Genomic DNA, 25,282 nt, shown 5'->3' with positions numbered 1-25,282 from the left:
GCTGCCGACGGCGGGGGTGACGGCAGCGGAAGCGCGCGATCCTGGAGGACCGCGCGCTCCCGCCCGCACTCGCCCGTCAGCCCGCCGGGCAGGCGACGTCGCGCCTGGGCATCTTCCCCTCGACCAGGTAGGTCGTCCCGATGTTCAGGGCACACGCGTTGTCGCCCAGCGCGTAGACGCCGTGACCGCTGCCGTCGACGGTCACCAGCCTGGACCGGTCGCCGAACTTCTCGTGCAGCCGCTGGCCGCCGACCAGCGGGGTGACCGGGTCACGGCGGTTCTGCAGGATCAGCACGTTGCGCGGGCCCTCGCCGGAGATCTGCACCGGCGGCTCGACCGGCTCGGACCAGTAGGCGCACGGCAGGATGTTGGCCGACGCGGCGCCGAACAGCGGGAACTTCTCGCGGTCCTCGGCCACTGCCCGGCGGTAGGTCCGGACGTCCTCGGGCCACTCGCTGTCGTTGCAGGTCGAGGCGATGAACACGGACAGCGCGTTGGAGAGGGGCGACACCTCGTCCAGCAGGCTGCGCGCGGCACCGGCGTCACCGTCGCGCAGCGACTGCCAGGTCTGCGCCGTCCGGCCGTAGCTCAGCGGGCTGTAGAGCCCGCCGAAGACGACCTGCCGGAACAGCGCGCCGTCGACTCCCAGCACCGGGTCGCGGTCCAGCTCCTGGGCGGTCTCGAGGTACGTGGCGCGCACCTGCGCCGGCGTCCGGCCCAGGCCGTAGGCGGTGTGCCGCTTGGCCGCCCACCTCGCGAAGTCGGGGAACGTCTGCTCCATCCCCAGGGCGAACGTGCGCAGACGCTCCTGGTTCAGGTGCGTGTCGCCCACGTTGCTGTCGAGCACCACCCGGTCGGCCGTCCCGGGGAACATCGACGCGTACGCGGCGCCCAGCGCGGAACCGTACGAGTAGCCGAGGTAGCTGGCCTTCTCCTCGCCCAGCGCAGCGCGGATGCTGTCCAGGTCGCGGGCCATGTTCGCCGTGGACACGTGGCGCAGCAACCCGTTCTCGTCGTTGGCTGCGCACTGCTCGGCGGCGGCCTTGACGACCTTCGCGTGCTCGACGACCGCAGCGTCGTCGACCGCGTACGGCGGGACGTTGCTGAAGTAGTCGCCGCCGGCGGTGAACCCGCAGTCGATCCGGGTCGAGTGGCCCACCCCGCGGGTGTCCATGCCGATCAGGTCGTAGGCGTCCAGGACGCTGTCGGGCAGGCCGCGCGACATCAGGAGCGACGACTGCGCGAGCCCGGATCCGCCGGGGCCGCCCGGGTTGAGCAGGAGCACGCCGCGGCGCTCGGCCGGGTCGTCACCGGTCATCCGGGAGATCTGGAGCTCGATCTGCTCGCCGTCGGGGTCGGCGTAGTCCAGCGGCACGGGCACCTTCGCACAGGTCAGGACGTAGGGAGCCGCCTCGTCCGCGACGTCGGCGGGACACTCGCCCCACTCGACCTGGGCCGCCGGCTCGCTCTCAGGTTCGGCGCCGTCCGGCCGGACGGCGGCCGCGGCGGGCACGGCCAGCGCACCGGCCAGTCCCAGCACGGCCAGCAGGGCGGTGAAGTGCGGATAGGGGGAGCTGAAGTGGGTTCGCCTCATGTACCCACCCTCTGACGGCACGCGAGCGCCGGTAAGTGTCGCCGATCACGACCATGCCCGGAGGAATACCCGTCGACGCATGACAGATGTCATCCCCGCCGCAGCACCGGCTCCAGAGCCGTCAGCACTGCCGGGTCCTCGATGGTCGACGGCACGGCCGGGCGCTCGCCGTCGGCCAGCTGGCGCATGGTGCGCCGCAGGATCTTGCCCGAGCGGGTCTTCGGCAGCCCGGCGACGATCTCGACGTCCTTGAACGCCGCGACCGGGCCGATCTGGTCACGCACCGCGGCGACGAGCTCCGCCGCGACGCCCTCGGGGTCGGCGCCCGCCTTGAGCACCACGAGCCCGCGCGGCACCTGGCCCTTGAGGTCGTCGGCGATGCCGATCACCGCGCACTCCGCCACAGCGGGATGGGCCGCGAGTACCCCCTCGATCGCCCCGGTGGACAGCCGGTGCCCCGCCACGTTGATGACGTCGTCGGTGCGGCCCATGACGTAGACGTACCCGTCGTCGTCGATGTAGCCGCCGTCGCCGGAGAGGTAGTAGCCGTCGTAGGCGGCGAGGTACGAGGCCACGTAGCGGGCGTCGTCGTGCCACAGCGTCTGCAGGGTGCCCGGCGGGAGCGGCAGCCGGAGCGCGAGGCTGCCCTCCTGCCCCGGCTCCGCGACCGTGCCGTCGGGCAGCAGCACCCGCACGTCGAAGCCGGGCACCGGGACCGACGGCGAACCGGGCCGGGTGGGCATCGGGTCCAGCCCGCGCAGGTTGGCGACGACCGCCCAGCCGGTCTCGGTCTGCCACCAGTGGTCGATCACCGGCACGCCGAGGGCGCGCCCCGCCCACTCGTACGTGCCGGGGTCGAGCCGCTCCCCCGCGAGGAACAGGTGCCGCAGTGAGGAGATGTCGTGGCTCGCCACGAGGATTCCCTCCGGGTCCTCCTTCTTGATCGCCCGGATCGCCGTCGGTGCGGTGAACAGGGCCTCGACGGCGTGCTCGGCGACGACCCGCCAGAACGCCCCGGCGTCCGGCGTCCCGACGGGCTTGCCCTCGTACAGGACGGTCGTGGCGCCCGCGATCAGCGGCCCGTAGACGATGTAGGAGTGGCCGACGACCCAGCCGACGTCGGACGCCGTCCACCAGACCTGGCCGGCCCCGATGTCGTAGATGTTGCGCATGGACCAGGCCAGGGCGACGGCGTGGCCGCCGTTGTCGCGCAGGATGCCCTTGGGCTTCCCCGTGGTGCCCGACGTGTACAGGATGTAGAGCGGATCCGTCGCGGCGACCTCCGCGCACGGCGCGGGGTTGGTCCGGCCGGCGTGCATGGCGGTCGCCCAGTCCAGGTCCCGCCCCTCGACGAGCGTCGCGATGGCCTGCGGTCGCTGCAGCACCACGCACGACGACGGCTCGTGGTCGGCCAGCTCCAGCGCCCGGTCCAGCAGGGGCTTGTACTCCACGATCCTCGTGGGTTCGATGCCGCACGACGCGGACACCACCACCTTCGGCTGCGCGTCGTCGATCCGCAGGGCCAGCTCGTTCGCCGCGAACCCGCCGAACACCACCGAGTGGACGGCGCCGAGCCGGGCGCAGGCCAGCATCGCGACGACGGCCTCCGGCACCATCGGCAGGTAGATCACCACACGGTCGCCCTGCTCGACGCCGAGGTCGCGCAGGGCGCCGGCGAAGGCCGCGACATCCTGCAGCAGGGTGGCGTAGGTGATCGTCCGGGAGGTGCCCGTGACCGGGCTGTCGTAGATCAGCGCGGCCTGGTCCCCGCGGCCCGCGATGACGTGCCGGTCCAGCGCGTTGTAGCAGGTGTTCAGCCTGCCGTCGGGGAACCAGCGGTAGAACGGCGGGCTGTCGGCGTCGAGCACACGGGTGGGCCTGCGGAACCACGAGACCAGGGCCGCCTGCTCGCCCCAGAACCCCTCGGGGTCGGCGAGGCTCCGTCGGTGGACGTCCGCGTAGTCGGCCATGAGGTACCCTTCCGTTCCGGCTGGCGGACCCCGGTGTCCCGCGCCGCTGCCAGTGTGCCCCGGACCTGGGGCGCCGTCGAGCGGCAGGCCGTCGACGCCCTCAGACGGCCCGAACGAAGACGCGCGCGACCCCAGGTGAGCTCCCGACGACGTACGCCCGGCTACCGCCCACGGCATCGGTCGCCCCGAGGTACGTGTAGTCCTCCCCGGGCTGGTAGCGGGCGGGCCCCGCCGCGCCGGTGCCAGGCCCGAACTCGACGGTGCTGTCGCCCACGCGGTACCGCGCGGTCCCCGAGTCGAGCCGCGCCGCGCCGTCCGAGACCTCCGCCGCGCCCTCGAACGCACCGCCGGCGCGGAAGGCGAGCTCGAGCGCCCAGGGCAGCCCGGGGCCCTCGGTGGTGATCTCGAGCTCGACACCGTCCTCGGTCGGCCGCGCCGCGATCCGGGTGCGCAGCACCACGGTCTCGGTCTGCCGGTCCGCGAAGGACATCGCCGCGGAGAACCTGCCCTCGTCGGCCAGGTCGTACGCGCCGTCGGCGCGCCGGTCACCTTCCCCGAGCGGCTGGTAGTAACGCCCCTCCAGTCGCTCGACGAGCACCACCGCATCGCCGTCGTGCTCGATCCGCGCCGCGCGGAACGGGCCGAGCCCGAAGAAGTCGCGGGACAGCCGCATCGAGTCGAGCACCACCTCGCCCGCGAACATGCGAAGGAAGGTCGGGTTGTTCGCCAGTCCCGAGCGGATACGCCGCTGGCTGGAGTAGTCCGACCCGCCGTAGAGCACCACCGTTCGGGCCGGGTTCGCGTCGACCACGAGCCGCGACGCCGCCCACTCCGCGCGGCGCGTCGCGGCGGGCGGCTCGGCGTCGGGAAGAGGTTCCGCGAGGCGCGGGTCGAGCAGCACTTCGGTGAGTACCGTCTGGGGTTCGACGATGCCCTGCGCGGCGGCCCGCTCCGCCGCCCAGGCGAGATCGCCGCGTGCGCGCTCGATCGCGAACCGCCGGTACGCCACCAGGTACGGCGCGAGCGGGAACAGCTCGCCCCGCTGGTCCTGGCGCCGCGAGTGCACCGTCTCGACGCTGCCGTCAGGGAGGATCAGCCCGAGCGTGGCCTCGAGGTTGCGCACCACCGCGTCGTGCAGGTCCGGGCGGTCGAAGACGTCGCCGATCAGGGCGAGCGACGGGTTCGACACGAACACCGCGTAGACCGCGCTGCGCTCCGAGTACAGCCCGTCGCTCTGCAGGTCGATGCCCTCGGCGAGCCAGCTCTCGGCCCGGGCGCGCACGGCGGGGTCCGCACGACGCCGGTGCAGCCGCGCGAGCACCGCCGCGAGCTCCCACCGGTGGTTGGGCGTGTGCACCCCACCCGCGACCATGGCGGGCGCCGCCGCGTCGGCGATCGCGCCGAGCAGCTGGTCGAGCGGCGCCAGCGCCGGCGCGGCGGCGCGGCGGATCAGCTCGAGCGTGTCGCACACGTCGTTGAGCGCGAAGGCGGTGTCCGGCGGCGACTCGACGTTGTCCCCGCCGACGAACAGGCCGGACGCCGCCTGCATACCCGCGAGCGCCTCTGCGTGCGTGCGGGCGCGCGAGACGAGCGCGGCGTCCCCGGTGTACCGCCCGCCGTCCGCGAGGTACGCGGCGACGAGCAGCTTGATGTCCCGCATCGTGGCGCGGTACAGCCCGATGTGCCCCGTGTCGACGTCGGCCGGCGACGTGGCGAGCACCCCGTCCACCGCCGTGTCCGCCGCCTCGATCACCGCGCGGCGAAACGCCTCGTCCACCTCGGTCATGTGTGGTTCCCTCTCGGTCTCGGCGGCAGCCTCAGTGTCAGCACCTCGAACGGACGCAGCACGATGCACGTGCCGTCGCCCTCGTCATCCACCACGGCCGGCGTGCCGTCGGCGAGCGGTGTCTCGACGAGGTCGCACTCGCGCACCTCGGCGACCGCGAAGTCGGCATGCAGCGTCGCGCGGGTGCGCGCACCTCGGCTCTCGTAGATCCGCACGACCAGGTCGCCGGAGCGGTCGTCGGCGAGCTTGACCGCCGAGACGACGGCGGAGGTCGGCGCACCGTCGACGCCGGTGACCGTGACGACGGGGACCGGCGCCGCGGCACCCGTGATCCGGCGCAGCGGGGCGCCGAGCACGGCTCCCGCGCGCAGTGCCTCGTCGGTCGTCGGGGCGAGCGCGAGCACGGTGGTGAAGGAGTGCCGCCCCTGGTCCGCCTCCGGGTCGGGGAACGTGGGCGCGCGCAGGAGCGACTGCCGCACGGTGGTGACGACCCGGCCGTCGACGCTGTCGCGCGTGACGTCGTGCCCGTAGACGCCGTCGTTGGCCACGGCGACGCCGAACCCGGGCTCGCCCACGTGCACCCACCGGTGCGCGCACACCTCGTAGCGTGCGGCGTCCCACGACGTGTTGCCGTGCAGCGGACGGCGGACGTGCCCGAACTGGGTCTCGTACGCGGCGTCCTGCGCGTGGACGTCGAGCGGGAACGCGAGCTTGAGCATGCGGCGCCGCTCGTGCCAGTCGACCTCCGTGCGGATGTGCACAGCGGAGTCGACGACCGTCACCGTCTGCGTCAGGCCGCTGCTGCCGAACGTCCGCTCGATGCGCACGCTGCCGTCGTCGCGCAACGTCACCGAGCCGTCGTCGAGGTCGACGGCGTTCGAGCGGTAGGAGCGGTCGAGATCCCACGCGTCCCACTTCGCGGGGGCGTCCACGTGCAGCTGCGGCAGGTTGGCCGCCATGCCCGGCGGTACGAGGTCGCGACCGGACGCGCGGTCGACCACGTGTGCGACCAGCCCGTTCGCGGTGATCTCGACCCGCAGACCGGGCGAGGCCAGCTCGACGCCGCCGTCCGGCAGCACGGTGGCAGCCACAGCCACGTCCGCGACGTCCGCGGCCCCGCCGAACGCGGGAACACCCGAGGCCGCGAACGGCGCCGCGTTGACCACGAGACTGCGCGTCCCCTCCCCCGCGAGCGCCCGCAGCGCGGTGTCGACGAGGCCCTCCAGCCGCTCGGTGACGCGCTCGTGCGAGGCCTCGGCCTCACGGTGCACCCACGCGATGGCGGTACCGGGCAGGATGTCGTGGAACTGCAGCAGCAGCACCTCCTGCCACAGCTGGTCGAGCTCGTCGTACGGATACGGCGCGCCCGTGCGCAGCGTGGCGCTCGCCGACCACAGCTCGGCCTCCACGAGCAGCTGCTCGTTGCGCCGGTTTCCTCGCTTGGTCCGGGCCTGCGAGGTGTATATGCCGCGATGGAACTCGAGGTACATCTCGCCCGACCAGACGGGCGGGCTCGCGTACTCGCGCTCGATGGTGCCGAACAGGGCGTCGGCGGTGCCGAACCGCACCCGCGGCGAGCCCTCGAGATCGGACTGCAGGCGCGCGTCCCACATCATCTCGCGCGTCGGTCCCCCGCCGCCGTCGCCGTACCCGAACGGCATGAGCGAGTGCGAGGCACCCGCGTGGTCGGCGAAGTTGCGCACGCTGCGGGCGAGCTCGGTGGGCCGCATGTCGCCGCTGTAGGTGTTGTTCGGCGGGAAGTGCGTGAGGATGCGCGTGCCGTCGATGCCTTCCCAGAGGAACGTGTGGTGCGGCATCGGGTTGCTGTCGTTCCAGCACATCTTCTGTGTGAAGAACCAGCGGAGCCCCGCCTTGCGCAGCAGCTGCGGCAGCGCGCCCGGGTAGCCGAACGAGTCAGGCAGCCAGCCGACGTCGCTGCGCGCGCCGAACTCGCGCTCGAAGAAGCGCGTCCCCTGCAGCAGCTGCCGCGCCAGCGACTCCCCCGAGGGCATGTTGACATCGGACTCGACCCACATGTTGCCGACCGGGACGATGCGGCCCTCCGCGACCCGCTGCTTCACCCGCGAGTAGAGCTCCGGCTCCTGGCGCTTGAGCCAGGCGAAGTGCTGTGCAGACGAGCTCGTGAAGACCGCGTCGGGGTCCCGGTCCATGAGGTCGACCACGTTGGCGAAGGTCCGGGTGACCTTCCGTACGGTCTCTCTGCTGGGCCACAGCCAGGCCGAGTCGATGTGCGCGTGGCCGGTCGCGACGATGCGGTGCGCCGACGCGGCCGCGGGCGAGGCGAGCAGGGGGGCGAGCACCGCCCGCGCGGCGGCCGACGCCGCTGCGGGGTCGCCGGGGTCGAGCTCGTCGAGCGCGTGGTCCAGGCCCGCCAGCAGCGCGGCCCGGCGCGGCTCGTGCTCGGCAAGCTCCAGCGCGAGGCCCCGCAGCACGGTGACCTCGCGGACCAGACGCTCGACCTCGGTGTCGACCCGCCGGATCTCGAGCCGCCCCAGCCGGTACAGCGGCGCGTCCGGCGCACTCCTCGGGTCACCGAGCGGCGTCGGCGCGTAGGCGCGTGCCCCTTTGAAGTCGTCGCCGCCCGACAGGTCCGGGTTGGCCGCACCCTCGACGAGGAATGCGAACGGCTCGCCGGGACCCGCCTCGAGCGGCACGTGATGGTTGCGGGGTTCGAGGCCCTTCACCACGTGCCCGGCCGGGGTGCGCACCAGCCCTTCGCACTGGAACCCCGGCTTGGCGCCGTCGAAACCGAGGTCGAGGGAGAGCTCGACGCGGTGCCTGTCGTCGGGCACCCAGAGAGCCGGTACCCGTCCGGACACCTGGAACCAGGTGGTGCCCCAGGGCCGCCCCCACCCGTACCCGGGGGCGGCCGGCGCGAACGTCGCCGGATCAGGCACGTCGGCGAACGCGATCGGTTCGCCCGCGCCGCCCGGCTGGCCCGGCACCGTCCATGCCGCGACGTCGAGCGGCACGGACCCGGCGGTGACGGCGTCGGCCAGGTACTCGCCGAGCCACCGGTCGACCCTTCCCAGGATCGCGGACACCTGTACGTGCACTGCTCAGTCCTTGAGTCCGGCGTTGATGTTCGACGAGGTGATGTACTTCTGGAACACGAGGTAGAGCAGCACCAGCGGGATCATCGACAGCACCGAGGCCGCCAGCAGCACGCTCCAGTTGATGTTCTCGGCGCCGACGAGCGCACGCAGGGCGATCTGCAGGGTGAACTGGTCGGGATCGCCGAGGATGATGAGCGGCAGGATGTAGTCGTTCCAGCGCCAGTGGAACGACACGATCGCGAGCGTGAGCATGATGGGCCGCGCCAGCGGCAGCATGATGCCCCAGAAGATGCGGTACTCGCTCGCGCCGTCGATGCGCGCGGCATCCAGGAGCTCGTCGGGGATCGTCAGGAAGAACTGGCGGAACATGAACACGCCGGTCGGGGTGAGCACCGACGGCATGATGACGCCCAGCAGCGAGTTGTACATGCCGAGGTCGCGCACGACGATGAACAGCGGGTTGAGGATGACCTCGCCCGGCAGCATGGTCATCGACAGGACGCACAGGCCGAGCACGTGGAGCCACGGGTTCTTGTACTTGGCGAGCGCGTAGCCCGTCGACGCGCACAGGAACACCGTGATGGCCGTCGATACGGTCGCGACGACGAGCGTGTTGCTGAAGTAGCGCAGGAAGTCGACGCGCTCGAAAGCGTCCTCGTAGCCCGCGAGCGTCCATTCGCGCGGGAAGAACGACAGCGGGTAGGTGAACAGCTCCCCGCCCGGCTTGAACGACGACAGCAGGAACCACAGCAGGGGGAACGCCATGAGCACGGCGATGACCCACAGCATCGTGGTCGGGACGATGCTGCGACGGAGCTCGCCGAGCCGGCGTCCGCCTGGCCTCGCGTACTTCTTCGGCGCCACCGTGGGCGTGTCCGTCGTCGTCACCATGCGTTGTTCCTCTTGCTGATACGGAGCTGGATGATCGCGATGACCATGAGGATGACCAGCAGGACCATCGATGCGGCGGCCGCATATCCGACGAGCGAGCGTTCGAAACCGGTCTCGTAGATGTACTGCACGACCAGGCGGTTCTGGGTGCCGGGCCCACCACCGTTGAGTGCCTGGATCATCGCGAACTCCTTCATCGAGCCGAGCGACGACAGCAGGATGACGAGCACCGACGTCGGAGCGATGGACGGCAGCGTGATGTACCAGAACCGCTCCCAGCCGTTCGCGCCGTCGAGCTCCGCGGCCTCGTAGTAGGACTGCGGCACGTTGCTGATCGCCGCGATGAACAGCAGCATGTTGAAGGCGGCACCGCCCCATGCCGAGGCCAGGACCGCGACGAACAGCGACAGGTCGGCATTGCTCGCCCAGGGCACCGCCTCCCCGCCCAGCAGCTGGATGACGTAGTTGACGAACCCGAAGCTCTCGCCGAACATCCACCGCCAGATGACACCGGCGATGATCGGTGACACCAGCCACGGCATGAAGAAGATGATGCGGGCCGGCGTCTTGCCCCGTGCGCCCTTCGAGGTGAGCGCCACTGCCATGGCGAGTGCCAGGACGTAGCCGACGGGCACCGAGAACAGCGCGTACACGAACGTGCGCCCGAGCGACTGGTAGAACTCGCTGTCCTGGAACAGCTCGAGGTAGTTGGCGAGCCCGACGAACTCGAGGTCTCCCCACCCGCGGAAGTCCGTCAGCGAGTACGACAGGCCGAGCACGCCTGGCCACAGGAAGAACAGTCCGAACAGCACGGCCGTGCCGACCGTGAAGACGAAGGGGGCGAGGAGGTAGCGGCTGTGCCGGCGACGCCGGACGCGCCGCCCGTCCTCCTCCTCCGCCACGGGGGCGGAGGAGGAGGACGGACCCGGGGTGGTGAGAGTCATGAGGAGCCTTTTTCGTGCGTCGCGATCAGTCGGCCATCTGCTCGGTCGAGGCCTCGTTGATGTTCTCCACGGTCTGCTCGAGCGTCTGCTCGTCGTTGACGAGCTTGACGGTCTCGTCGAGGAGGGGCTCGGAGTCGATCGCCTTGCCCTCGTAGCCGTTCAGCACGCCGTCGGTCGTCTGGACCGCCGAGATCGCCGGGGACTCCGCGATCTCACCGTTGTACAGGTCGAAGGCGTACGAGTCCTCCTCGTAGCTGACCTCGAGGCCGTCCAGCACGGGCAGGCAGCCCGAGATCTCGCAGTACTCGCGGTAGTTCTCCTCCGAGTACAGCCACTTGACGAAGTCGAGGGTCTCCTCCTCGACGCCGGTGCCGTCGAACGCCACGATCCACGACGCAGCACCGTAGTTGGTCGCGCGCACCGGCTGCTGCGGCAGCGGCACGGACACCCACTCGAAGTCGGTGATGGTCTCCTGGAAGTCGGCGATCTGCCAGACGCCCGACATGTAGCCCGCGACGCGACCCGACTTGAACGTCGCGCTCGGGTCGTCGGCGGCGCCCCACACGGCCTGCGGCATGACGCCGTCCTCGTGCAGCTTCTTGAAGTAGCCGAGCGCCTCGGCGCCCTCCTCGTCGAGCGCCCACGTGCCGTCGGGCTGCTCGGTGACGCCCTCGCTGCCGAACTCGAACAGGAAGGAGCGCAGGCGGTGCGCGGAGGGGTCCATGACGGCGCCGTACTCCGCGTCGGTCGCCTCGACGACCTCGCTCGACTTCTCGACGTACTCGTCCCACGTCCACTGCTCTTCGAGCGTCGTCGGGTACTCGACGCCGGCCTCGTCCCACAGCGACTTGTTGAGGAACATGCCGACGGCGGTGAGGGTGGTCGGCAGCGCCTTGACCTTGCCGTCGGCGGGGTCGGCGACGGAGAGCGTGTCGATGACACCGACCTCGTCGAAGACGTCGGTCAGATCGAGCAGGCGCTCGGTCCACGCCGGGTCGGTCGACGGCGACGCCGCCAGGGCCGGCAGGTCGTTCGCCTGCGCCGAGGTACGCAGCCGCGTGCGCAGGTCGTCGTTGGGCACCTCGACGACCTCGACGCGCACGCCGGTCTCCTCGAAGTACTTCTCCGCCAGCTGGGCGTAGCCGCCACCCTGGTTGACGTCGCCCGACTGCATGAGCTGGAGCACGACCTCGTCATCGGAGCCGCCGCCACCGCTCGAGCACGATGCGAGCACGAGCGCGCCGATCGTGATCGACGCGGTCGCGAGCGAGCGGGTCAGGTACTGACGCTTCATTGTGTCTCCTCGTCGGCGCTCAACCCTGAGCGCCTGTGCTGTGTAGCCGGGTGGGTGCTGTGCTGCCGGTGGATCGCTGAAGGCCGTTTGATCTTATGTCTTGACATATTCTTGTGTGTACACGCTAGCCCCGTACCCGCACGCTGGGCAAGCGTTTACCGGGAATCTCGTGCACGGAGGTGCAAGAGCGGTGGTCACGCCAACATATGCCGAGTATGAAGCCGCTACGAGCATCACGCCGACTCCTCGGCACCGGCCTGGCCGGTGCGCTGCTGCTGAGCGCATGCGCCGCCCAGGACGGCCCCGCCGACGGCGGCACCCCGCCGGATGACACGCCGACGGCGGCAGCACCGCCCGCCCCAGCCGCGTCGGGCCAGGTCACGACCGTCGACACCGTCCTCCAGGAGGGTGACGGCCCGCCCGAGCTCTGCCTGGGCATGATCCTCGAGTCGCACCCGCCCCAGTGCAGCGGCCTGGAGATCGCCGGCTGGGACTGGGACGCCGTCGAGGCCGAGTCCGCGCTGGACACCACCTGGGGTACGTACCAGGTGAAGGGCTCCTGGGACGGCGCGACCTTCCGCGTCACCGCGGCCACCGCCGCCCCGGCGGAGCGACCCACCTCCCCCGAGGACCCCCGGCTCGATCCCGACAACGCGGGTGCGATCGGACCGAAGATGTCCGAACCCGAGGCCCTCGAGCTCCAGAACGAGGTGCACGACCACCTCGGTGGCCTCAGCGGCTGGATCGACAACGGCTACGTCTGGGTGACCGTCGCCTACGACGACGGCAGCATCCAGCGCTACGCGGACGACAGGTACGGCGCGGACATGGTGGTCGTGCGGTCGGTGCTGCGCGATATCGGATAGGTTTGCCCGAATTGCGAATAATTCGTACGACCTTTGAGCGGGTTAAAGAACTGCGCAAACGGCCATCTGCTGAAAGGAAAATACACAGACAAAAATGAAAGCCGGATGCCACAAATCAACATCGCACATTCATCTTGACGCCGCACCAAAGCGCTGGCAGGCTCAGGCACCCACCGAGCTGAGCGATTACCAGACGCATGTGTGAATTGATCGTCCCGGCCCGAACTGACTACAGAAAGAAGAGAGTTATGGGCGACGGGATCGCCACAGGCGTCATGGTGAGGGTCACCGGGGCGTCGAGCACAGAACGCGGCACAGAGGGCATCGTGAAGACCGTCCGGCCGGGCTGGGCGGGCAAGGAGGCCGTGGTCGTGGTCGACGGCGTCCTGCGGTCGCGCGAGGTAGCCATACCCGTTACGGACCTGTCGAGGCAGTAGGCCGCGCTGTTTCCTCGCGCGCCGACAACACAGCAGGCCCGCCTCCGATGGAGGCGGGCCTGCTGTCATAGGGGTGGAGCTGCCGGGAATCGAACCCGGGTCCGGTGACGCTTTTCGAGTACTTCTCCGGGCGCAGTCTGCTATGGATTTTCTCGGCCCCCGCACTCGCACAGACACGTTCGCGGACAGGCCCAGTCATCTGAGTGTTCCCGCAGCCCCGATGACGAGAGCTACGAGCAGTGGCTTCCTAGATGACGCCGGCTACTGGGACGGAAGCATCTCCCAGGCCGACGGACTTCGGGCTCGCTCAGGCGGCGAGGGCGAAGTCGTTGCGCGAGTTATCGGCAACTATGTGTTTGCAGGCATCGTTTACGAGATAAGCCTGCATCCTCGGCCCGCTTCTCCTCGAAGCACGACCACCGTCGAAACCGATCAGCCCCTATGTTGTTTTCAACTGCCCCGCCCGAGCTGCGCCCGTGCGGAACATCTCCATCCTATGCGACAACTCCGCAGACGGGAACGTTATTTCCGTTACAGCCCGCAGACCCGCGACCGGTCAGCGGAGCTCCTTCTGCCGCATCGCCCGCTGCGCCTCGCGCATGTCCTGCTGCTCGCGCAGGGTCTGACGCTTGTCGTACTCCTTCTTGCCTCGAGCCAGGGCGATCTCCACCTTGGCCCGGCCGTCCAGGAAGTACAGCGCCAGGGGGATCAGGGTGTGCCCCTTCTCCCGCGACTTCGACTCCAGCCGGAGGATCTCCTCGCGGTGCAGCAGCAGCTTGCGCCGGCGCCGCGGCGCGTGGTTGTTCCACGTGCCCTGGAAGTACGCGGGGATGTGCACGTTCTCGAGCCACGCCTCGCCGCGGTCGACGGTGGCGTAGCCGTCCGTGAGGGAAGCCCGCCCCATCCGCAGCGCCTTGACCTCGGTACCCGAGAGCACGAGCCCGGCCTCGAAGACGTCCTCGATCACGTAGTCATGACGGGCCTTCTTGTTGTTCGCCACGATCTTGCGCGGATCGTCCTTCTTGGCCATGGTCTCCCTCCGGGATCTGCTGGTGCGCCATGCCCCGTGCGGGCAGCGCGACGCCCCAGTTTACGCGCCCGGCCTCGGTGGACCAGGCTTTTACAGCCAGCTCATCGGGTCGACCGTCGAACCGTTGATGTAGACCTCGAAGTGCAGGTGGCAGGCCGTTGACGTACCGGTGGTGCCCGAGTACCCGATCACCTGGCCGCGTGAGACCCGCTGGCCCGACGACACGGCGAACGAGCTGAGGTGGTTGGAGCTCGTCATCACGCTGCTGCCGCCGGACGAGTAGCCGTGGTTGATCAGCACCTGGTTGCCCAGGCCGTCCAGGTAGCGCGCGTACAGCACCGTGCCGTCCGCGGGCGCCAGGATCGGCGTGCCGCAGTACGCCCGGAGGTCGGTCCCGGCGTGCAGGCGGTTGTACTGCAGCACCGGGTGGAACCGCATGCCGTACGAGGAGGTGACGACGGGGCTCGCCGTCGGGTAGCTGAGGAACGACACGGTGCCCGTGCCGCCGCCGGACGATCCGCCGCCCGAACCGCCGCCCGAGGAACCGCCACCACCGGACCCGCCGCCCGAGGAGCCCCCCTCCGCCTCCCGCTCGGCCCGCTCCCGGGCCAGCCGCTCGTCCCGCTCCCGCTGCTCGCGGATGATCCCCTTGAGGTCGGACTCGATGGAGCTGAGCTCCTCCTCGGTGTCCTGCATGTTCTGCACCGCGACGTGCTTGCGCTGCTCGATACGGGACTTGAGCCGCTCCTGCTCGGCGATCAGCTCGACGATCTCGGCCTTGCGCTCGACCGCCGACTGCTTGGCCTGCTCCTTGGACCGTACGTTCTCGTCCGCAAGACGCTTGAGCTCCGTGACCACCTCACGGATCGCGGTCAGCCGCGCCTGCAGGTTGCGTGCGGTCGCCTCGGCGCTCTGCAGCTCGGCGAGCGTGCGCGCCCGGATCCGCGCGGCCGTCGACGAGACGGAGTACCCGTCGATGAACTCCTCGGTGCTCTGCGCGCCGGTCACGAGGCCGATCGTCGAGGCGTTGCCCGCACCGCGGAACTCCTCGCGCGCCATCTGCGCGATGTCGTCGCGCGCCCCGTCGACCTTGCCGGAGCCGTCCTGGAGCAGCTGGGTGACCGTTGCCTCCTCCAGCTGTGCGTCGGCCAGACGCTGGGCGAGGATCGCCGCCTCCCGCTCCGCGCGCTCCAGCTCGGCCTCTGCCACGGCGAGCTCGGCCTCCGCGACGGGCAGCCGGCCCTCCACCTGGTTCAGCTCGAGCACGGCGTCGGCGAGCTGCTTGTCCGTGTGCTCCAGCTCGGCCTCGAGGTTCTCGCGCTCGTCCTCCTTGGCCTGCTGCTTCCGCTCCGCGGCGGCGCGGCGGTCGTCGAGGTCGTCGGTGTACCCGACGGTGGCGCCACCCAGCAGGAGGACCGCCGCGAGCACCGCCGCGACCGGGCCACGTGCCACAGCCTTGCGTGCGACGGCTCTGCGTGCGACGGCTGTGCGTGCGACGGCTGTGCGTGCGACGGCCCCGGACCGAAGGCTTCGTGAAGTAGTCATCAGATCCTCGTGTACCGGTTCAGGGTGAAGAAGGACGAGAGCGCGGCCAGGGCGACCGCCGTGATCACGAGCAGCGGCGCGACGCGGAGCACGTCGACCTCCGAGACGTAGGCCACCCAGTCGACGGACCGTTCGAGCCAGTCGCTGACCATGAACCGGACGGCGAGCCAGAGCCCACCTCCGGCCAGCAGCGAGCCCAGCACTGCCGCCAGCGCCCCCTCCAGCAGGAACGGCAGCTGGATGAACAGGTTGGACGCGCCCACCAGGCGCATGATCTCGGTCTCCTTGCGCCGCGAGACGGCGCTCAGCCGGATGGTGGTCGTGATCAGCAGCACGGCGGCCAGGAGCATGACGCCGGCCAGCCCGGCCGCGAGCAGCGTGGCGACGTTGAGCGTCCGGAACAGCGGTTCGAAGACAGCCCGTTGGTCCTCCACGATCTCCACGCCGTCACGGCCGGAGAGCACGTCGCTGACGACGGCGAACTGCTCGGCGTCGGCCAGCTTCAGGCGGAGCGAGGCCTGCATGTCGTCGGCGGTGAGCTGCGTGCCCTGGTAGCCGTCGGGATAGCGCTCGCTGAACGCCTCGAACGCCTGCTCCTTCGACTCGAAGTAGACAGCGCTGACCTCGTCGGACAGCTCGGTGTCGATGATCTGGCGCACCGCGTCGACCTGGCCAGGGGTGGCCTCGCCGCCCGCGCACGTCGGCACGACGGAGCCCTGCGGGCAGAGGAACACGGAGACCTCGACGAGGTCGTACCAGTCGTCCTTCAGCTTGCCGATCTGGGCCTGGAGCAGGGCCGCCGCGCCGACGAACGTCAGCGACACGAACGTCACGAGCACCACTGCCACGACCATCGTGGTGTTGCGGCGCAGGCCCGAGAAGACCTCACCCAGCACGAACTGGAAGCGCACGGTCAGACCCCCCGCACGGTCTGGACCGGCGCACGGGTTCCGCTGCCCGGGGAGTCGAGCACCGGCGACGCGCCGACGTCGGGCAGGATCGCCTCGCGCTCGCCGTAGCCGCCCCGCGCCTCGTCGCGGACGACGACGCCGTCCGACAGCTCGACCACGCGGCGCTGCATCTCGTTGACGATCTCGTCGTCGTGCGTGGCCATGACCACTGTGGTGCCCGTCCGGTTGATGCGGTCCAGCAGGCGCATGATGCCCAGCGAGGTGGTGGGGTCGAGGTTTCCCGTGGGTTCGTCAGCCAGGAGGATCTGCGGCCGGTTCACGATCGCGCGGGCGATCGCCGCGCGCTGCTGCTCGCCGCCCGACAGCTCGGTCGGCATGCGTTTGCCCTTGCCCGCCAGGCCGACCATGTCCAGCACCTCCGGCACGGTGTCCCGGATGACGTGACGCGGCTTGCCGATCACCTGCAGGGCGAAGGCCACGTTCTCGTGGACAGTCTTGTTCTGCAGCAGGCGAAAGTCCTGGAACACCACCCCGAGCTGACGGCGCAGCGTGGGCACGCGCCACCCCGAGAGGTTCGCGACGTCCCGCCCTGCCACATAGACGCGGCCCCGCGTGGGCCGCTGCTCGCGCAGCACCAACGACAGGAACGTCGACTTGCCCGAGCCCGAGGCCCCCACGAGGAACACGAACTCACCGCGCTCGACGTCCACGGAGACCTGGTCGAGGGCAGGCCGTGCGCCCCGCGCGTAGACCTTCGACACGTTCTCGAACCTGATCACGAGCCCGAGACTAGGTGGCCGGACCGGTGGCGTGTCGGGCGGACACGCCGACAGAAGTCACCCGGTCCGCAAAGCCTGGGCGGCATATCGGTCAAAACGTTTGGCAAACGGCAATTCGTCTAGGGCTATGCGCCCTGACCGTCAGTTCTCGCCGCCGCCCCGGCGCCAGCGGATGCCGGCCTCGATGAAGTCGTCGATGGCGCCGTCGAACACGGCCTGCGGGTTACCCGACTCGTGCTCCGTGCGCAGGTCCTTGACCATCTGGTACGGCTGCAGCACGTAGGAGCGCATCTGGTCGCCCCAGCTCGCCTTGATGTCGCCGGCCATCTCCTTGCGCGTGGCCGCCTCCTCCGCCTTGCGCAGCAGGAGCAGACGCGACTGCAGCACGCGGTAGGCGGCGGCGCGGTTCTGGATCTGCGACTTCTCGTTCTGCATGGCCACCACGACGCCGGTCGGGATGTGGGTCATGCGCACCGCGGAGTCCGTGGTGTTCACGGACTGGCCGCCCGGGCCCGAGGAGCGGTACACGTCGATCTTGAGCTCGGTGTCCGGGATGTCGATGTGGTCCGTCTGCTCGATGAGCGGGATCACCTCGACCGCCGCGAACGACGTCTGCCGGCGGCCCTGGTTGTCGAACGGCGAGATCCGCACCAGACGGTGGGTGCCCGCCTCGACCGACAGGTTCCCGAAGGCGTACGGCACGTTGACCTCGAAGGTGGCCGACTTGAGACCCGCCTCCTCCGCGTACGACGTGTCGCCGACCTTGGTGGGATAGCCGTGACGCTCGGCCCAGCGCAGGTACATGCGCATCAGCATCTCCGCGAAGTCGGCGGCGTCGACGCCGCCCGCACCCGCACGGATCGTCACGACCGCCTCACGGGAGTCGTACTCGCCGTTCAGCAGCGTGCGCACCTCGAGCGCCGCGAGGTCCTTGCGGATCTTCGCGACCTCCTCCTCGGCCTCGGTGAGCGAGTCGGCGTCGTCCATCTCGTGGCCGAGCTCGACGAGCGTCTCGACGTCGTCGATCCGGGCGCGGAGCTTCTCCACCCGGTCGAGCTCTGACTGCGCGGCCGAGAGCGCGGAGGAGACACGCTGGCCCTCGTCGGGGTCGTCCCACAGGTTGGGCGCCGACGCCTGTTCGGACAGCTCGGCGATCTTCGCCTGCAGGGCGGTGGGGTCGCTCACTGCCTCGATGGAATCGAGGGTGGCGCGGAGCGCCTTGATCTCTGCGGGAAAGTCGTTGGTTGCCACGATGCTCAAGGTTACCCGCGCATCGTCGTGCCCGACGCCGGAGGCTCAGCGAACCCCGGGCTCCGGCAGCTCGCGGCCGAACATCTGAGCGGTCGCCCGGGCACTCGGGTTCCCGGCGTCAGGGTCCGCACCGTGCTCGACGAGCACCCTGATCACGTCCGTCTCGTTCTTGAAGACGGCACCCGCGAGCGGCGCCTGGTTCTTGCCGTTCAGCCGGTTCACGTCCGCGCCCCGGTCGGCCAGGCCCGCCGTCAGCTCCGCGTGCCCGTGGTACGCGGCGAGCATCAGCAGCGTGTTGCCCGACTCGTCGGCCATGTCGACAGGGAGCCCTGCGTTCACCAGGTCCAGCAGGACGTCGGCACCCTGCCGGGCGAGGTCGAAGACCTGCTGGGGTTCGAGGCGCGTGGGGTCGCTCATGGCCACAACCTAACCCGGCTCACCACGCGCGCGCCGTGGACGACGCCGTGACCGTGATCCCGCCCCCGAACGCATCGGTGAACCACCGCAGCAGCGGCGGCCGGGACACCGTCGCGAGGGACACCTGGGCCGAGCGACCGTCCGGCGACGACGCACCGGTCACCGCCAGCGTGATGCCCGGCGGGTGCTCGGCGAGGTACTGGTCGACGGCGGTGCGCACATCGGCGTCGGACAGGGTGAGCGGGGCGCCGTCGGCCGGTACGCCCGCACCCGCGTAGAAGGCGTCGGGAGACATCGCGCTCGCGGCGTCGGCCGCGGCGAGGTCCGCTACGTCGTAGAGCGTCTTGCGGTCCAGGTGGACCGCGCTCGCCGAGGCGACCACCGCGACGAGCATCAGGGCGAACGCGACGAATGCCGAGGTCAGCAGCATGATGCGGCCGCTCTCCCGGCCGGCGTCGGCGGCGTGGTCCGCAGGGCTCATTCCCTCATTGTCCAGCGGGCAGCCGACACCTGCCGGACGGGAGGCCGGTTGTCCACAGGCCGCCTCGTCGGGTGCCAGGTGGACCTAAACGTTTAACTTTCTCCGATCTTTGAAAACGTTTAGCAGAATCCCTTGACAGGCAGCACTGCGCATCGAAATCCTTTTCCACGTCCGGCGGGCCAACGACGGCCCGCCCAGCACGAAGGGATCAACGATGACCCGAACGCTCACCCCGCCCTCGCGGCGCAGGTTGCGAGCCATCTCGCTCGCGACCCTGACCGCCGTGGTACTCGCCGGCGGCGTCGCGGCCACCACCGCACAGGCCGCAGGTAGCACGCTGCAGGCCGCGGCCGCGGAGTCGGGCCGGTACTTCGGCACCGCCATCGCGGCGAACAAGCTCAACGAGTCGGCGTACACGACCATCGCGAACCGCGAGTTCAACATGATCACCGCTGAGAACGAGATGAAGCTCGACGCGACCGAGCCGAACCAGAACCAGTTCAACTACACCAACGGCGACCGGATCGTGAACTGGGCGCGCAGCAACGGCAAGCAGGTGCGCGGCCACACGCTGGCCTGGCACTCGCAGCAGCCGGGCTGGATGCAGAACATGAGCGGCACGGCCCTGCGTAACGCCATGCTCAACCACGTCACCCAGGTCGCCACCCACTACCGGGGCCAGATCCATTCCTGGGACGTGGTGAACGAGGCGTTCCAGGACGGCTCCTCCGGCGCCCGCCGGGACTCCAACCTGCAGCGCACCGGAAACGACTGGATCGAGGCGGCGTTCCGCGCCGCCCGGGCCGCCGACCCGAACGCCAAGCTCTGCTACAACGACTACAACACCGACGACTGGGGTCACGCCAAGACCCAGGCGGTGTACAACCTGGTCCGCGACTTCAAGAACCGTGGCGTGCCGATCGACTGCGTCGGCCTGCAGTCCCACTTCAACGCACAGAGCCCCGTGCCGAGCAACTACCAGACCACGCTGTCGAGCTTCGCGGCGCTGGGCGTCGACGTCCAGATCACCGAGCTCGACATCGAGGGCTCGGGCTCCGCACAGGCCGACAACTACCGGCGGGTCGTCCAGGCCTGCCTCGCCGTCTCACGCTGCACCGGCATCAGCGTCTGGGGCGTCCGGGACACCGACTCGTGGCGCTCCGGCGGCACCCCGCTCCTCTTCGACGGCGGCGGCAACAAGAAGGCCGCCTACACCTCCACGCTCAACGCTCTGAACGGCGGCGGCACCGGCAACCCCGACCCGGGCACCGGCTGCACCGTGACCGTCAGCAGGACGAACGAGTGGTCCGACCGGTTCAACGTCTCGCTCGCCGTGTCCGGCAGCTCGGCGTGGCGCGTCTCCATCCAGACGCAGGGTGGCCAGAGCTTGCAGAACTCGTGGAACGCGACGGTCTCCGGCACGAGCGGAACCCTGACGGCGACACCGAACGGGGCCGGGAACAACTTCGGCATCACGCTCTACAAGAACGGCAACAACAACAACCCGACGGCGACCTGCACGGTCCCCTGACCTGACCCGCTGGTACCTGCCACTGGGGTGCGGGTACCAGCGGAATCAGCTCGGTGGTGAGCGTGACCGTTGCGGCTTTGTGCCCCTCATCGGCGCAACGGTCACGCTCACCATCGACTACGGGCGGGGTGGGGCATAGCGGTCCGTCGTGCCCGTGCGGGTCGCCTCGACCGGGACGGACAGCGGCACCCAGCCACGCACGACGTCGGGCAGGAGGGGCAGTGGCACCTCGACCCGCACGACGGCACTGACCGCACCACCCGGCGTGAGGCACGGGGAGGCGGAGCACTCCAGGCTGAGTGCTCCGCTCTCGCGCGCGAAGCCCTGGTCCGCCAGGGCGATCCCGACGGCGGCGTCGGCACGCGCAGCGCCCGCCGCCGACGACTCGGCGGTCACCATCGCACGGACGGCGTCCTTCGCGGCCCCCTCGGCGGCGAACGCGGCGGCCTGGACCCGTCCCAGGGTCACCACCAGGTAGACCAGAGGGATCAGCAGGATCAGGGCGACGCCGAGGAACTCGACCATCGCCGATCCGCGCTCCGGCTCCCCCACCGTCATCGCGCCTCCTCCAGCGCGTGGCCCTGCACGGTGAGTGTCCCGCCGGGACCGAGCAGGCCGACGACGGGCAACGGCGTGCGCACCGTCACCTCGGTCACCGCGATGCCGTCGACCGTGGTGCGGCCGGCGGTGACGTCGCGGGCATAGGCCCCGGTCAGGGCTCCGGCCAGCAGGGCGCGCGTACGCGCGACGCCGTCGGCAGGGCCTCGGTCGGCGCGGGCCGCCACCCGGGCGCCCTCCGCGGCGGCGTCGATGGCGAGGGACCGCACGTGCACCGCGAGCGCGACCTGGACCACGCCGAGCAGCAGAGCCAGGACCAGCACGGACACCAGGAGGAACTCGACCGCGGCGGAGCCGTGCTCCGGACGGCCGGAGCTCATCCCTGGCCCGTGACGCTGCTGATCGCCTGCCGGAACGCGTTCTCCAGCAGCGGGCCGGCCATGGCCCAGAGCGCGACGACCAACCCGGCCGTCATGAGAGTCACCAGCACCCAGCCGGGTACGTCGCCCCGTTCACTGTCCGGTTCGGAATCGGCCTCTGGGCCGGGATCATGGCCGTCGCGCATGTCATTTCCTTTCGAGAGGGTCATTCGGAGAGTCATGTCAGAGCCCGATCCGGAGGGTGGCCAGGCTGGGGAAGACCGCGAAGATGACGGTGACCGGGAGCACGAGGAACACGACCGGGACCATCATCAGGATCTCCTTGCGGCCGCCCGCCTCCAGGAGGGAGCGGCGGCCGGCCTCTCGGACGTCGCGTGCCTGCGCACGCAACACGTCAGCCAGAGGCGTTCCTCGCTCGAGGGCCACGACGACACCCTCGGCGAACCGCGACAGGGGTGGCAGGCCGGAGCGGTCCGCGAGCGCCGTCAGGGCGGTGGTGACGGGCGCGCCGGCCCGGACCTCGGCGACCATGCGCCGGATCTCGCCGGCCAGCTCACCACGTGCCGTCGAGGCCACCCGTTCGAGCGCTGCGGGCGGGCTCTCCCCCGCGGCGACCGCGAGGGCCAGCAGCTCCGCGATGGTCGGCAGCTCGGCCAGCAGCCGCTCCTCGCGCCGTCGGACCCTGGTGGTGAGCGCCTGGTCGCAGGCCACGTAGCCGCATGCGCCCGCGACGACGACGAGTGCCAGCAGCGGCACTACCGCCGCCCCTCGGGTCGCCGCGAGCAGCAGCGCGAGGCCGAGCCCCGCGGCCAGCCCGGCCACCGTCCACACGACCTGCCGCGCCCGGAAGTGGTCCACCGACTCGACGGATCCTGCCCGGTCGAGCCTTCGCCGGATCTCCTCGCGGGGCGAGCCGAACCGCTCGAGGCGGGTACCGATGTCGTGCAGGCCGAGCAGGCGGACGACGGCGGAGGTGCGGCTGACCTCTCTCAGGAGTGTCGAGGTCGCATCACGCGGGCGGAGGTACGGCGCGAGCCGTTCGTCGAGGGTGACGGCGCGCGACCGCAGGCGGGCGAGCACGATCAGGAGTCCCAGCGCGACGCCGAGACCGGCGAGTGCTCCTGCCACCCAGCCCGTCACCGCAGCACCCGGCGTTCGGCGGGCAGCCTGCCGATCCGGAGCATGATCCGGTAGGCGATCACGGCGCAGAGACCGCCGATGACCAGCACCGCGACGCCGGCGGGCGAGTCGTAGGCGCGCGCCGTCTCCGGCCGGGTGGCGAGCAGCGCCAGCACTACCCAGGGTCCGGCGACCGCCACCCGGGCGCCGTTCACCGTCCAGCTCTGCCGTGCCTCGAGCTCGCCGCGGGTGGCGGCGTCCTCCCGGAGGAACCCGCTGAGCGTGCGGAGCAGCCGGCCCAGGTCCTGCCCGCCTACCTCGCGCGTGAGGCGGAGGGCTTCCACTATGCGGTCGGCCACCGGGTCGGCGAGGCGCTCCTTGAGCGCGTCGAGCGCGTCCCCGAACCGGCCGCCGGCCCGGTAGTCGTGGGCGAAGCGGCCGAACTGCTCGCGCAGCTCGACCGGTCCGCGCTGCCCGAGCTGGGCGACCGCCTCCGGCAGGGACAACCCCGCACGGACCCCGGATGCGAGGTGGTCCACGACCTCGGGCCAGACCTCCCGCAGCGCCTGACGGCGGCGGCGTGCCCGCGCCCGCACGAGCACCACCGGACCGGGGGCCGTCAGGACGGCGAAGCATGCGGCGATCGCGGGCGAGCGGGTCAGGGCGAGCCCGAGCAGCAGTGTCACGAGGCCGAGCGTCGCGCAGGCGCCCACGAGCATCCCGGGCGTGACGGACGGCGCGCCGGCCTGCGTCAGCAGGTCCCGGGTGCGCATCTGCCACGTGGCCCGGCCCGCGGGACGCGGCACCGGGGTCCAGAACGACCACCAGATGCAGAACGCGCCGACGCCCAGGAGAAGGCCGACCACGACGCCCATCAGCGCACCGCCCAGGGGCCGGCGCCCGCGCGCGCTTCGGCCCGGGCGTCCGCACCCGACCGGACACCCGCGCCTGCCCACGGGCCACCGACGCCGCCCGTCCCGGGACGCGTTCCGGGCGGGACGACCCGCGGGTCCGCGAGCAGCGCCCGCACGTCGAACCCGGCGCGCTCGAACCGGTCCTCGCCGGGCGGCATGCCGTCGCCGCGCCGCAGGTCGCCGTCGGCATCCCTGTCGAAGATGCCGGCCGTCTCGATCCGGCGTTCCTCGACGCGCCCGGTGACGGCGACGATCTCGCGCACCTGGCGCCGGACCACACCGTCCGCGGCACGGCTCAGGCCGAGGTGCACCACGAGGTCCACCGCCGAGGCAACGGTGGGCACCACGAACCGGTCGGACACGTTCTCGCCGGCGAGCAGGGGCAGCGTCGTCATCTTGGCCACCGCCTCGCGCGCGGTGTTGGCATGGAGCGTGCACATCCCGGGGATGCCGCTGTTCAGCGCGATGAGCAGGTCGAACGCCTCAGCCTCGCGCACCTCGCCGATCACTATCCGGTCGGGGCGCATCCGCAGCGCCTCCTTCACCAGGCGTCGCAGCGGCACCTCTCCGGTGCCCTCGAGGCTCGCCGGACGGGTCTGCAGGGCCACGTGGTCGCGGACCGGGAGGCGCAGCTCCCAGACCTCCTCCGCCGAGATGACCCGTTCGGATCCCGGGATCGACCCCGCGAGGGCGTTCAGCATCGTCGTCTTGCCCGCTTGGGTCTGGCCCGACACCAGTACGTTCAGGCCGGCCCGGACCGCGGCGTCGAGGAAGGCCGCGGCCTGTCCGGTCAGCGACCCGAGACGCACCATGTCTGCGAGTGCGCGGGCCCGCACGACATGCTTGCGGATGTTCACGGCCATGCCACCCCCGGTCATCTCGGGGAGGACCACGTGCAGCCGCTCACCACCGGGCAGCCGCGCGTCGACGAAGGGGCTCGACAGGTCGAGCCGCCTGCCCGACGTCTTGAGCATCCGCTCCACCAGGTCACGGACCTGCTCCGTGGTCAGCACGGTGCTGGTCAGCTCCGGCACCCCGCGTCGCGCCACGTACACGTGGGTCGGGGAGTTGAGCCAGACCTCCTCTATTTCAGGATCATCAAGATATGTTTGCAGTGGCCCAAAACCGCCAACCGCGTCCGAAATATCCTGAACAACGCGCTCCATGTCGGGCAACCCGAGGAGAAGACCGCGTGCAGCGCGGTCCGCATAGTCCGCGGCCGCTTCACGCACCAGATCGGTGAACCGGTCCGGTTCAGCCATCGGGTCCACGCCACGACGGCGGACGAGCTCGCGTACCTCACTCTCCAGCAGGGCGATCCCGTCGGCTCGTGCCACGTCCCGTCCCTGGACGACCATGCTTGCGTCCCCAGCATCGACCGCAGCCACCTGGCGCGTCCTGGTCCGTTCCACCGCAGCAGGCATGACCCTCCCCCTGAACCCGTACTGGCAACTCCCCTGCTGGCGATCCCCCTGCAGATCGCCGCCGAGCCTGACTTTAGGAGCAT

At 70.7% G+C, this 25,282-nt stretch carries 23 protein-coding genes and 1 other RNA gene; 3 read left to right on the top strand and 21 right to left on the bottom strand.

What is annotated here, in order from left to right; translation table 11 throughout:
- Window positions 1-76: 76 nt before the first annotated feature.
- The 7 genes from ACQEVI_RS18325 to ACQEVI_RS18295 all read right to left on the bottom strand — a co-directional run bounded on the left by ACQEVI_RS18325 (window position 77) and on the right by ACQEVI_RS18295 (window position 11,556).
- Entirely contained in the window at window positions 77-1,594 is a 1,518-nt protein-coding gene (locus ACQEVI_RS18325) for an alpha/beta hydrolase (protein ID WP_432901381.1), read from the bottom strand.
- Window positions 1,595-1,683: 89 nt separating this feature from the next.
- Window positions 1,684-3,564 carry a propionyl-CoA synthetase gene (locus ACQEVI_RS18320; RefSeq protein ID WP_432901379.1) on the bottom strand — a complete coding sequence of 627 codons (1,881 nt, stop codon included), beginning with the start codon at window positions 3,562-3,564 and terminating at the stop codon, window positions 1,684-1,686.
- Between the two features lie 100 nt (window positions 3,565-3,664).
- On the bottom strand, window positions 3,665-5,350 hold the full coding sequence (locus ACQEVI_RS18315) for a hypothetical protein (protein WP_432901377.1): 1,686 nt from the start codon (window positions 5,348-5,350) through the stop codon (window positions 3,665-3,667).
- Entirely contained in the window at window positions 5,347-8,427 is a 3,081-nt protein-coding gene (locus ACQEVI_RS18310; RefSeq protein WP_432901375.1) for an alpha-mannosidase, read from the bottom strand. Before ACQEVI_RS18310 ends, ACQEVI_RS18315 begins: the two co-directional genes overlap by 4 nt.
- A 3-nt stretch (window positions 8,428-8,430) precedes the next feature.
- Window positions 8,431-9,318 carry a carbohydrate ABC transporter permease gene (locus ACQEVI_RS18305; RefSeq protein ID WP_432901373.1) on the bottom strand — a complete coding sequence of 296 codons (888 nt, stop codon included), beginning with the start codon at window positions 9,316-9,318 and terminating at the stop codon, window positions 8,431-8,433.
- Window positions 9,312-10,262, bottom strand: coding sequence for a carbohydrate ABC transporter permease (locus ACQEVI_RS18300; protein ID WP_432901371.1), 951 nt, complete (start codon window positions 10,260-10,262; stop codon window positions 9,312-9,314). Before ACQEVI_RS18300 ends, ACQEVI_RS18305 begins: the two co-directional genes overlap by 7 nt.
- Window positions 10,263-10,287: 25 nt before the next feature.
- Window positions 10,288-11,556, bottom strand: a complete 1,269-nt coding sequence (locus ACQEVI_RS18295) for an extracellular solute-binding protein (protein WP_432901369.1) — start codon at window positions 11,554-11,556, stop codon at window positions 10,288-10,290.
- A gap of 215 nt (window positions 11,557-11,771) precedes the next feature.
- On the opposite strand from ACQEVI_RS18295, the gene ACQEVI_RS18290 reads away from it, so the two are divergent.
- Both ACQEVI_RS18290 and ACQEVI_RS18285 read left to right on the top strand, forming a co-directional pair.
- Window positions 11,772-12,422, top strand: a complete 651-nt coding sequence (locus ACQEVI_RS18290; RefSeq protein WP_432901367.1) for a hypothetical protein — start codon at window positions 11,772-11,774, stop codon at window positions 12,420-12,422.
- A gap of 248 nt (window positions 12,423-12,670) precedes the next feature.
- Window positions 12,671-12,859, top strand: a complete 189-nt coding sequence (locus tag ACQEVI_RS18285) for a hypothetical protein (RefSeq protein WP_432901365.1) — start codon at window positions 12,671-12,673, stop codon at window positions 12,857-12,859.
- Window positions 12,860-12,930: 71 nt separating this feature from the next.
- Here ACQEVI_RS18285 and ssrA read toward each other — a convergent pair.
- From ssrA to ACQEVI_RS18245, 8 genes are all read right to left on the bottom strand, one after another.
- Window positions 12,931-13,299, bottom strand: a transfer-messenger RNA (tmRNA) gene (gene ssrA, locus ACQEVI_RS18280).
- A gap of 116 nt (window positions 13,300-13,415) precedes the next feature.
- Window positions 13,416-13,889 carry an SsrA-binding protein SmpB gene (gene smpB / locus ACQEVI_RS18275; RefSeq protein WP_116674061.1) on the bottom strand — a complete coding sequence of 158 codons (474 nt, stop codon included), beginning with the start codon at window positions 13,887-13,889 and terminating at the stop codon, window positions 13,416-13,418.
- Between the two features lie 90 nt (window positions 13,890-13,979).
- Complete coding sequence (locus ACQEVI_RS18270) at window positions 13,980-15,434, bottom strand: peptidoglycan DD-metalloendopeptidase family protein (protein WP_432901362.1); 1,455 nt, start codon at window positions 15,432-15,434, stop codon at window positions 13,980-13,982.
- A complete protein-coding gene (ftsX, locus tag ACQEVI_RS18265) occupies window positions 15,434-16,345 on the bottom strand; it encodes a permease-like cell division protein FtsX (RefSeq protein ID WP_432901361.1) in 912 nt (303 codons plus the stop codon). The genes ACQEVI_RS18270 and ftsX overlap by 1 nt, the downstream gene beginning before the upstream one ends.
- A gap of 2 nt (window positions 16,346-16,347) precedes the next feature.
- Window positions 16,348-17,124 carry a cell division ATP-binding protein FtsE gene (gene ftsE / locus ACQEVI_RS18260; RefSeq protein WP_432901359.1) on the bottom strand — a complete coding sequence of 259 codons (777 nt, stop codon included), beginning with the start codon at window positions 17,122-17,124 and terminating at the stop codon, window positions 16,348-16,350.
- Window positions 17,125-17,265: 141 nt separating this feature from the next.
- Window positions 17,266-18,375 (bottom strand): peptide chain release factor 2, encoded by a 1,110-nt coding sequence (prfB, locus tag ACQEVI_RS18255; protein ID WP_432901357.1) that lies wholly within the window; start codon window positions 18,373-18,375, stop codon window positions 17,266-17,268.
- A 45-nt stretch (window positions 18,376-18,420) separates the two neighbouring features.
- Window positions 18,421-18,792, bottom strand: a complete 372-nt coding sequence (locus ACQEVI_RS18250; RefSeq protein ID WP_432901355.1) for an ankyrin repeat domain-containing protein — start codon at window positions 18,790-18,792, stop codon at window positions 18,421-18,423.
- A 19-nt stretch (window positions 18,793-18,811) separates the two neighbouring features.
- Window positions 18,812-19,273, bottom strand: a complete 462-nt coding sequence (locus tag ACQEVI_RS18245) for a hypothetical protein (protein ID WP_432901353.1) — start codon at window positions 19,271-19,273, stop codon at window positions 18,812-18,814.
- Between the two features lie 214 nt (window positions 19,274-19,487).
- Between ACQEVI_RS18245 and ACQEVI_RS18240 the strand changes: the two genes are divergently transcribed.
- Window positions 19,488-20,804, top strand: a complete 1,317-nt coding sequence (locus ACQEVI_RS18240) for an endo-1,4-beta-xylanase (protein WP_432901351.1) — start codon at window positions 19,488-19,490, stop codon at window positions 20,802-20,804.
- Window positions 20,805-20,921: 117 nt separating this feature from the next.
- Here the strand turns inward: ACQEVI_RS18240 and ACQEVI_RS18235 are convergent, their stop codons facing one another.
- From ACQEVI_RS18235 to ACQEVI_RS18210, 6 genes are read right to left on the bottom strand one after another with little or no spacing between them, the layout of a single operon-like run.
- Window positions 20,922-21,362, bottom strand: a complete 441-nt coding sequence (locus ACQEVI_RS18235) for a pilus assembly protein (protein ID WP_432901349.1) — start codon at window positions 21,360-21,362, stop codon at window positions 20,922-20,924.
- A complete protein-coding gene (locus ACQEVI_RS18230) occupies window positions 21,359-21,742 on the bottom strand; it encodes a TadE/TadG family type IV pilus assembly protein (protein WP_432901347.1) in 384 nt (127 codons plus the stop codon). Before ACQEVI_RS18230 ends, ACQEVI_RS18235 begins: the two co-directional genes overlap by 4 nt.
- The gene (locus tag ACQEVI_RS18225) at window positions 21,739-21,927 is read right to left on the bottom strand and encodes a hypothetical protein (protein WP_432901345.1); all 189 of its coding nucleotides are present in this window, start codon (window positions 21,925-21,927) and stop codon (window positions 21,739-21,741) included. Before ACQEVI_RS18225 ends, ACQEVI_RS18230 begins: the two co-directional genes overlap by 4 nt.
- Before the next feature lie 37 nt (window positions 21,928-21,964).
- A complete protein-coding gene (locus ACQEVI_RS18220) occupies window positions 21,965-22,882 on the bottom strand; it encodes a type II secretion system F family protein (protein ID WP_432901343.1) in 918 nt (305 codons plus the stop codon).
- Window positions 22,879-23,736 carry a type II secretion system F family protein gene (locus ACQEVI_RS18215; RefSeq protein WP_432901341.1) on the bottom strand — a complete coding sequence of 286 codons (858 nt, stop codon included), beginning with the start codon at window positions 23,734-23,736 and terminating at the stop codon, window positions 22,879-22,881. The genes ACQEVI_RS18220 and ACQEVI_RS18215 overlap by 4 nt, the downstream gene beginning before the upstream one ends.
- Complete coding sequence (locus tag ACQEVI_RS18210; protein WP_432901340.1) at window positions 23,736-25,133, bottom strand: CpaF family protein; 1,398 nt, start codon at window positions 25,131-25,133, stop codon at window positions 23,736-23,738. Before ACQEVI_RS18210 ends, ACQEVI_RS18215 begins: the two co-directional genes overlap by 1 nt.
- Window positions 25,134-25,282: the final 149 nt, after the last annotated feature.

Source organism: Promicromonospora sp. CA-289599 (assembly GCF_050936155.1).
GTDB lineage: Bacteria > Actinomycetota > Actinomycetes > Actinomycetales > Cellulomonadaceae > Promicromonospora.
The sequence above is the reverse complement of the archived record's forward strand: the minus strand, read 5'-3'. Positions and strand labels throughout refer to the sequence as shown.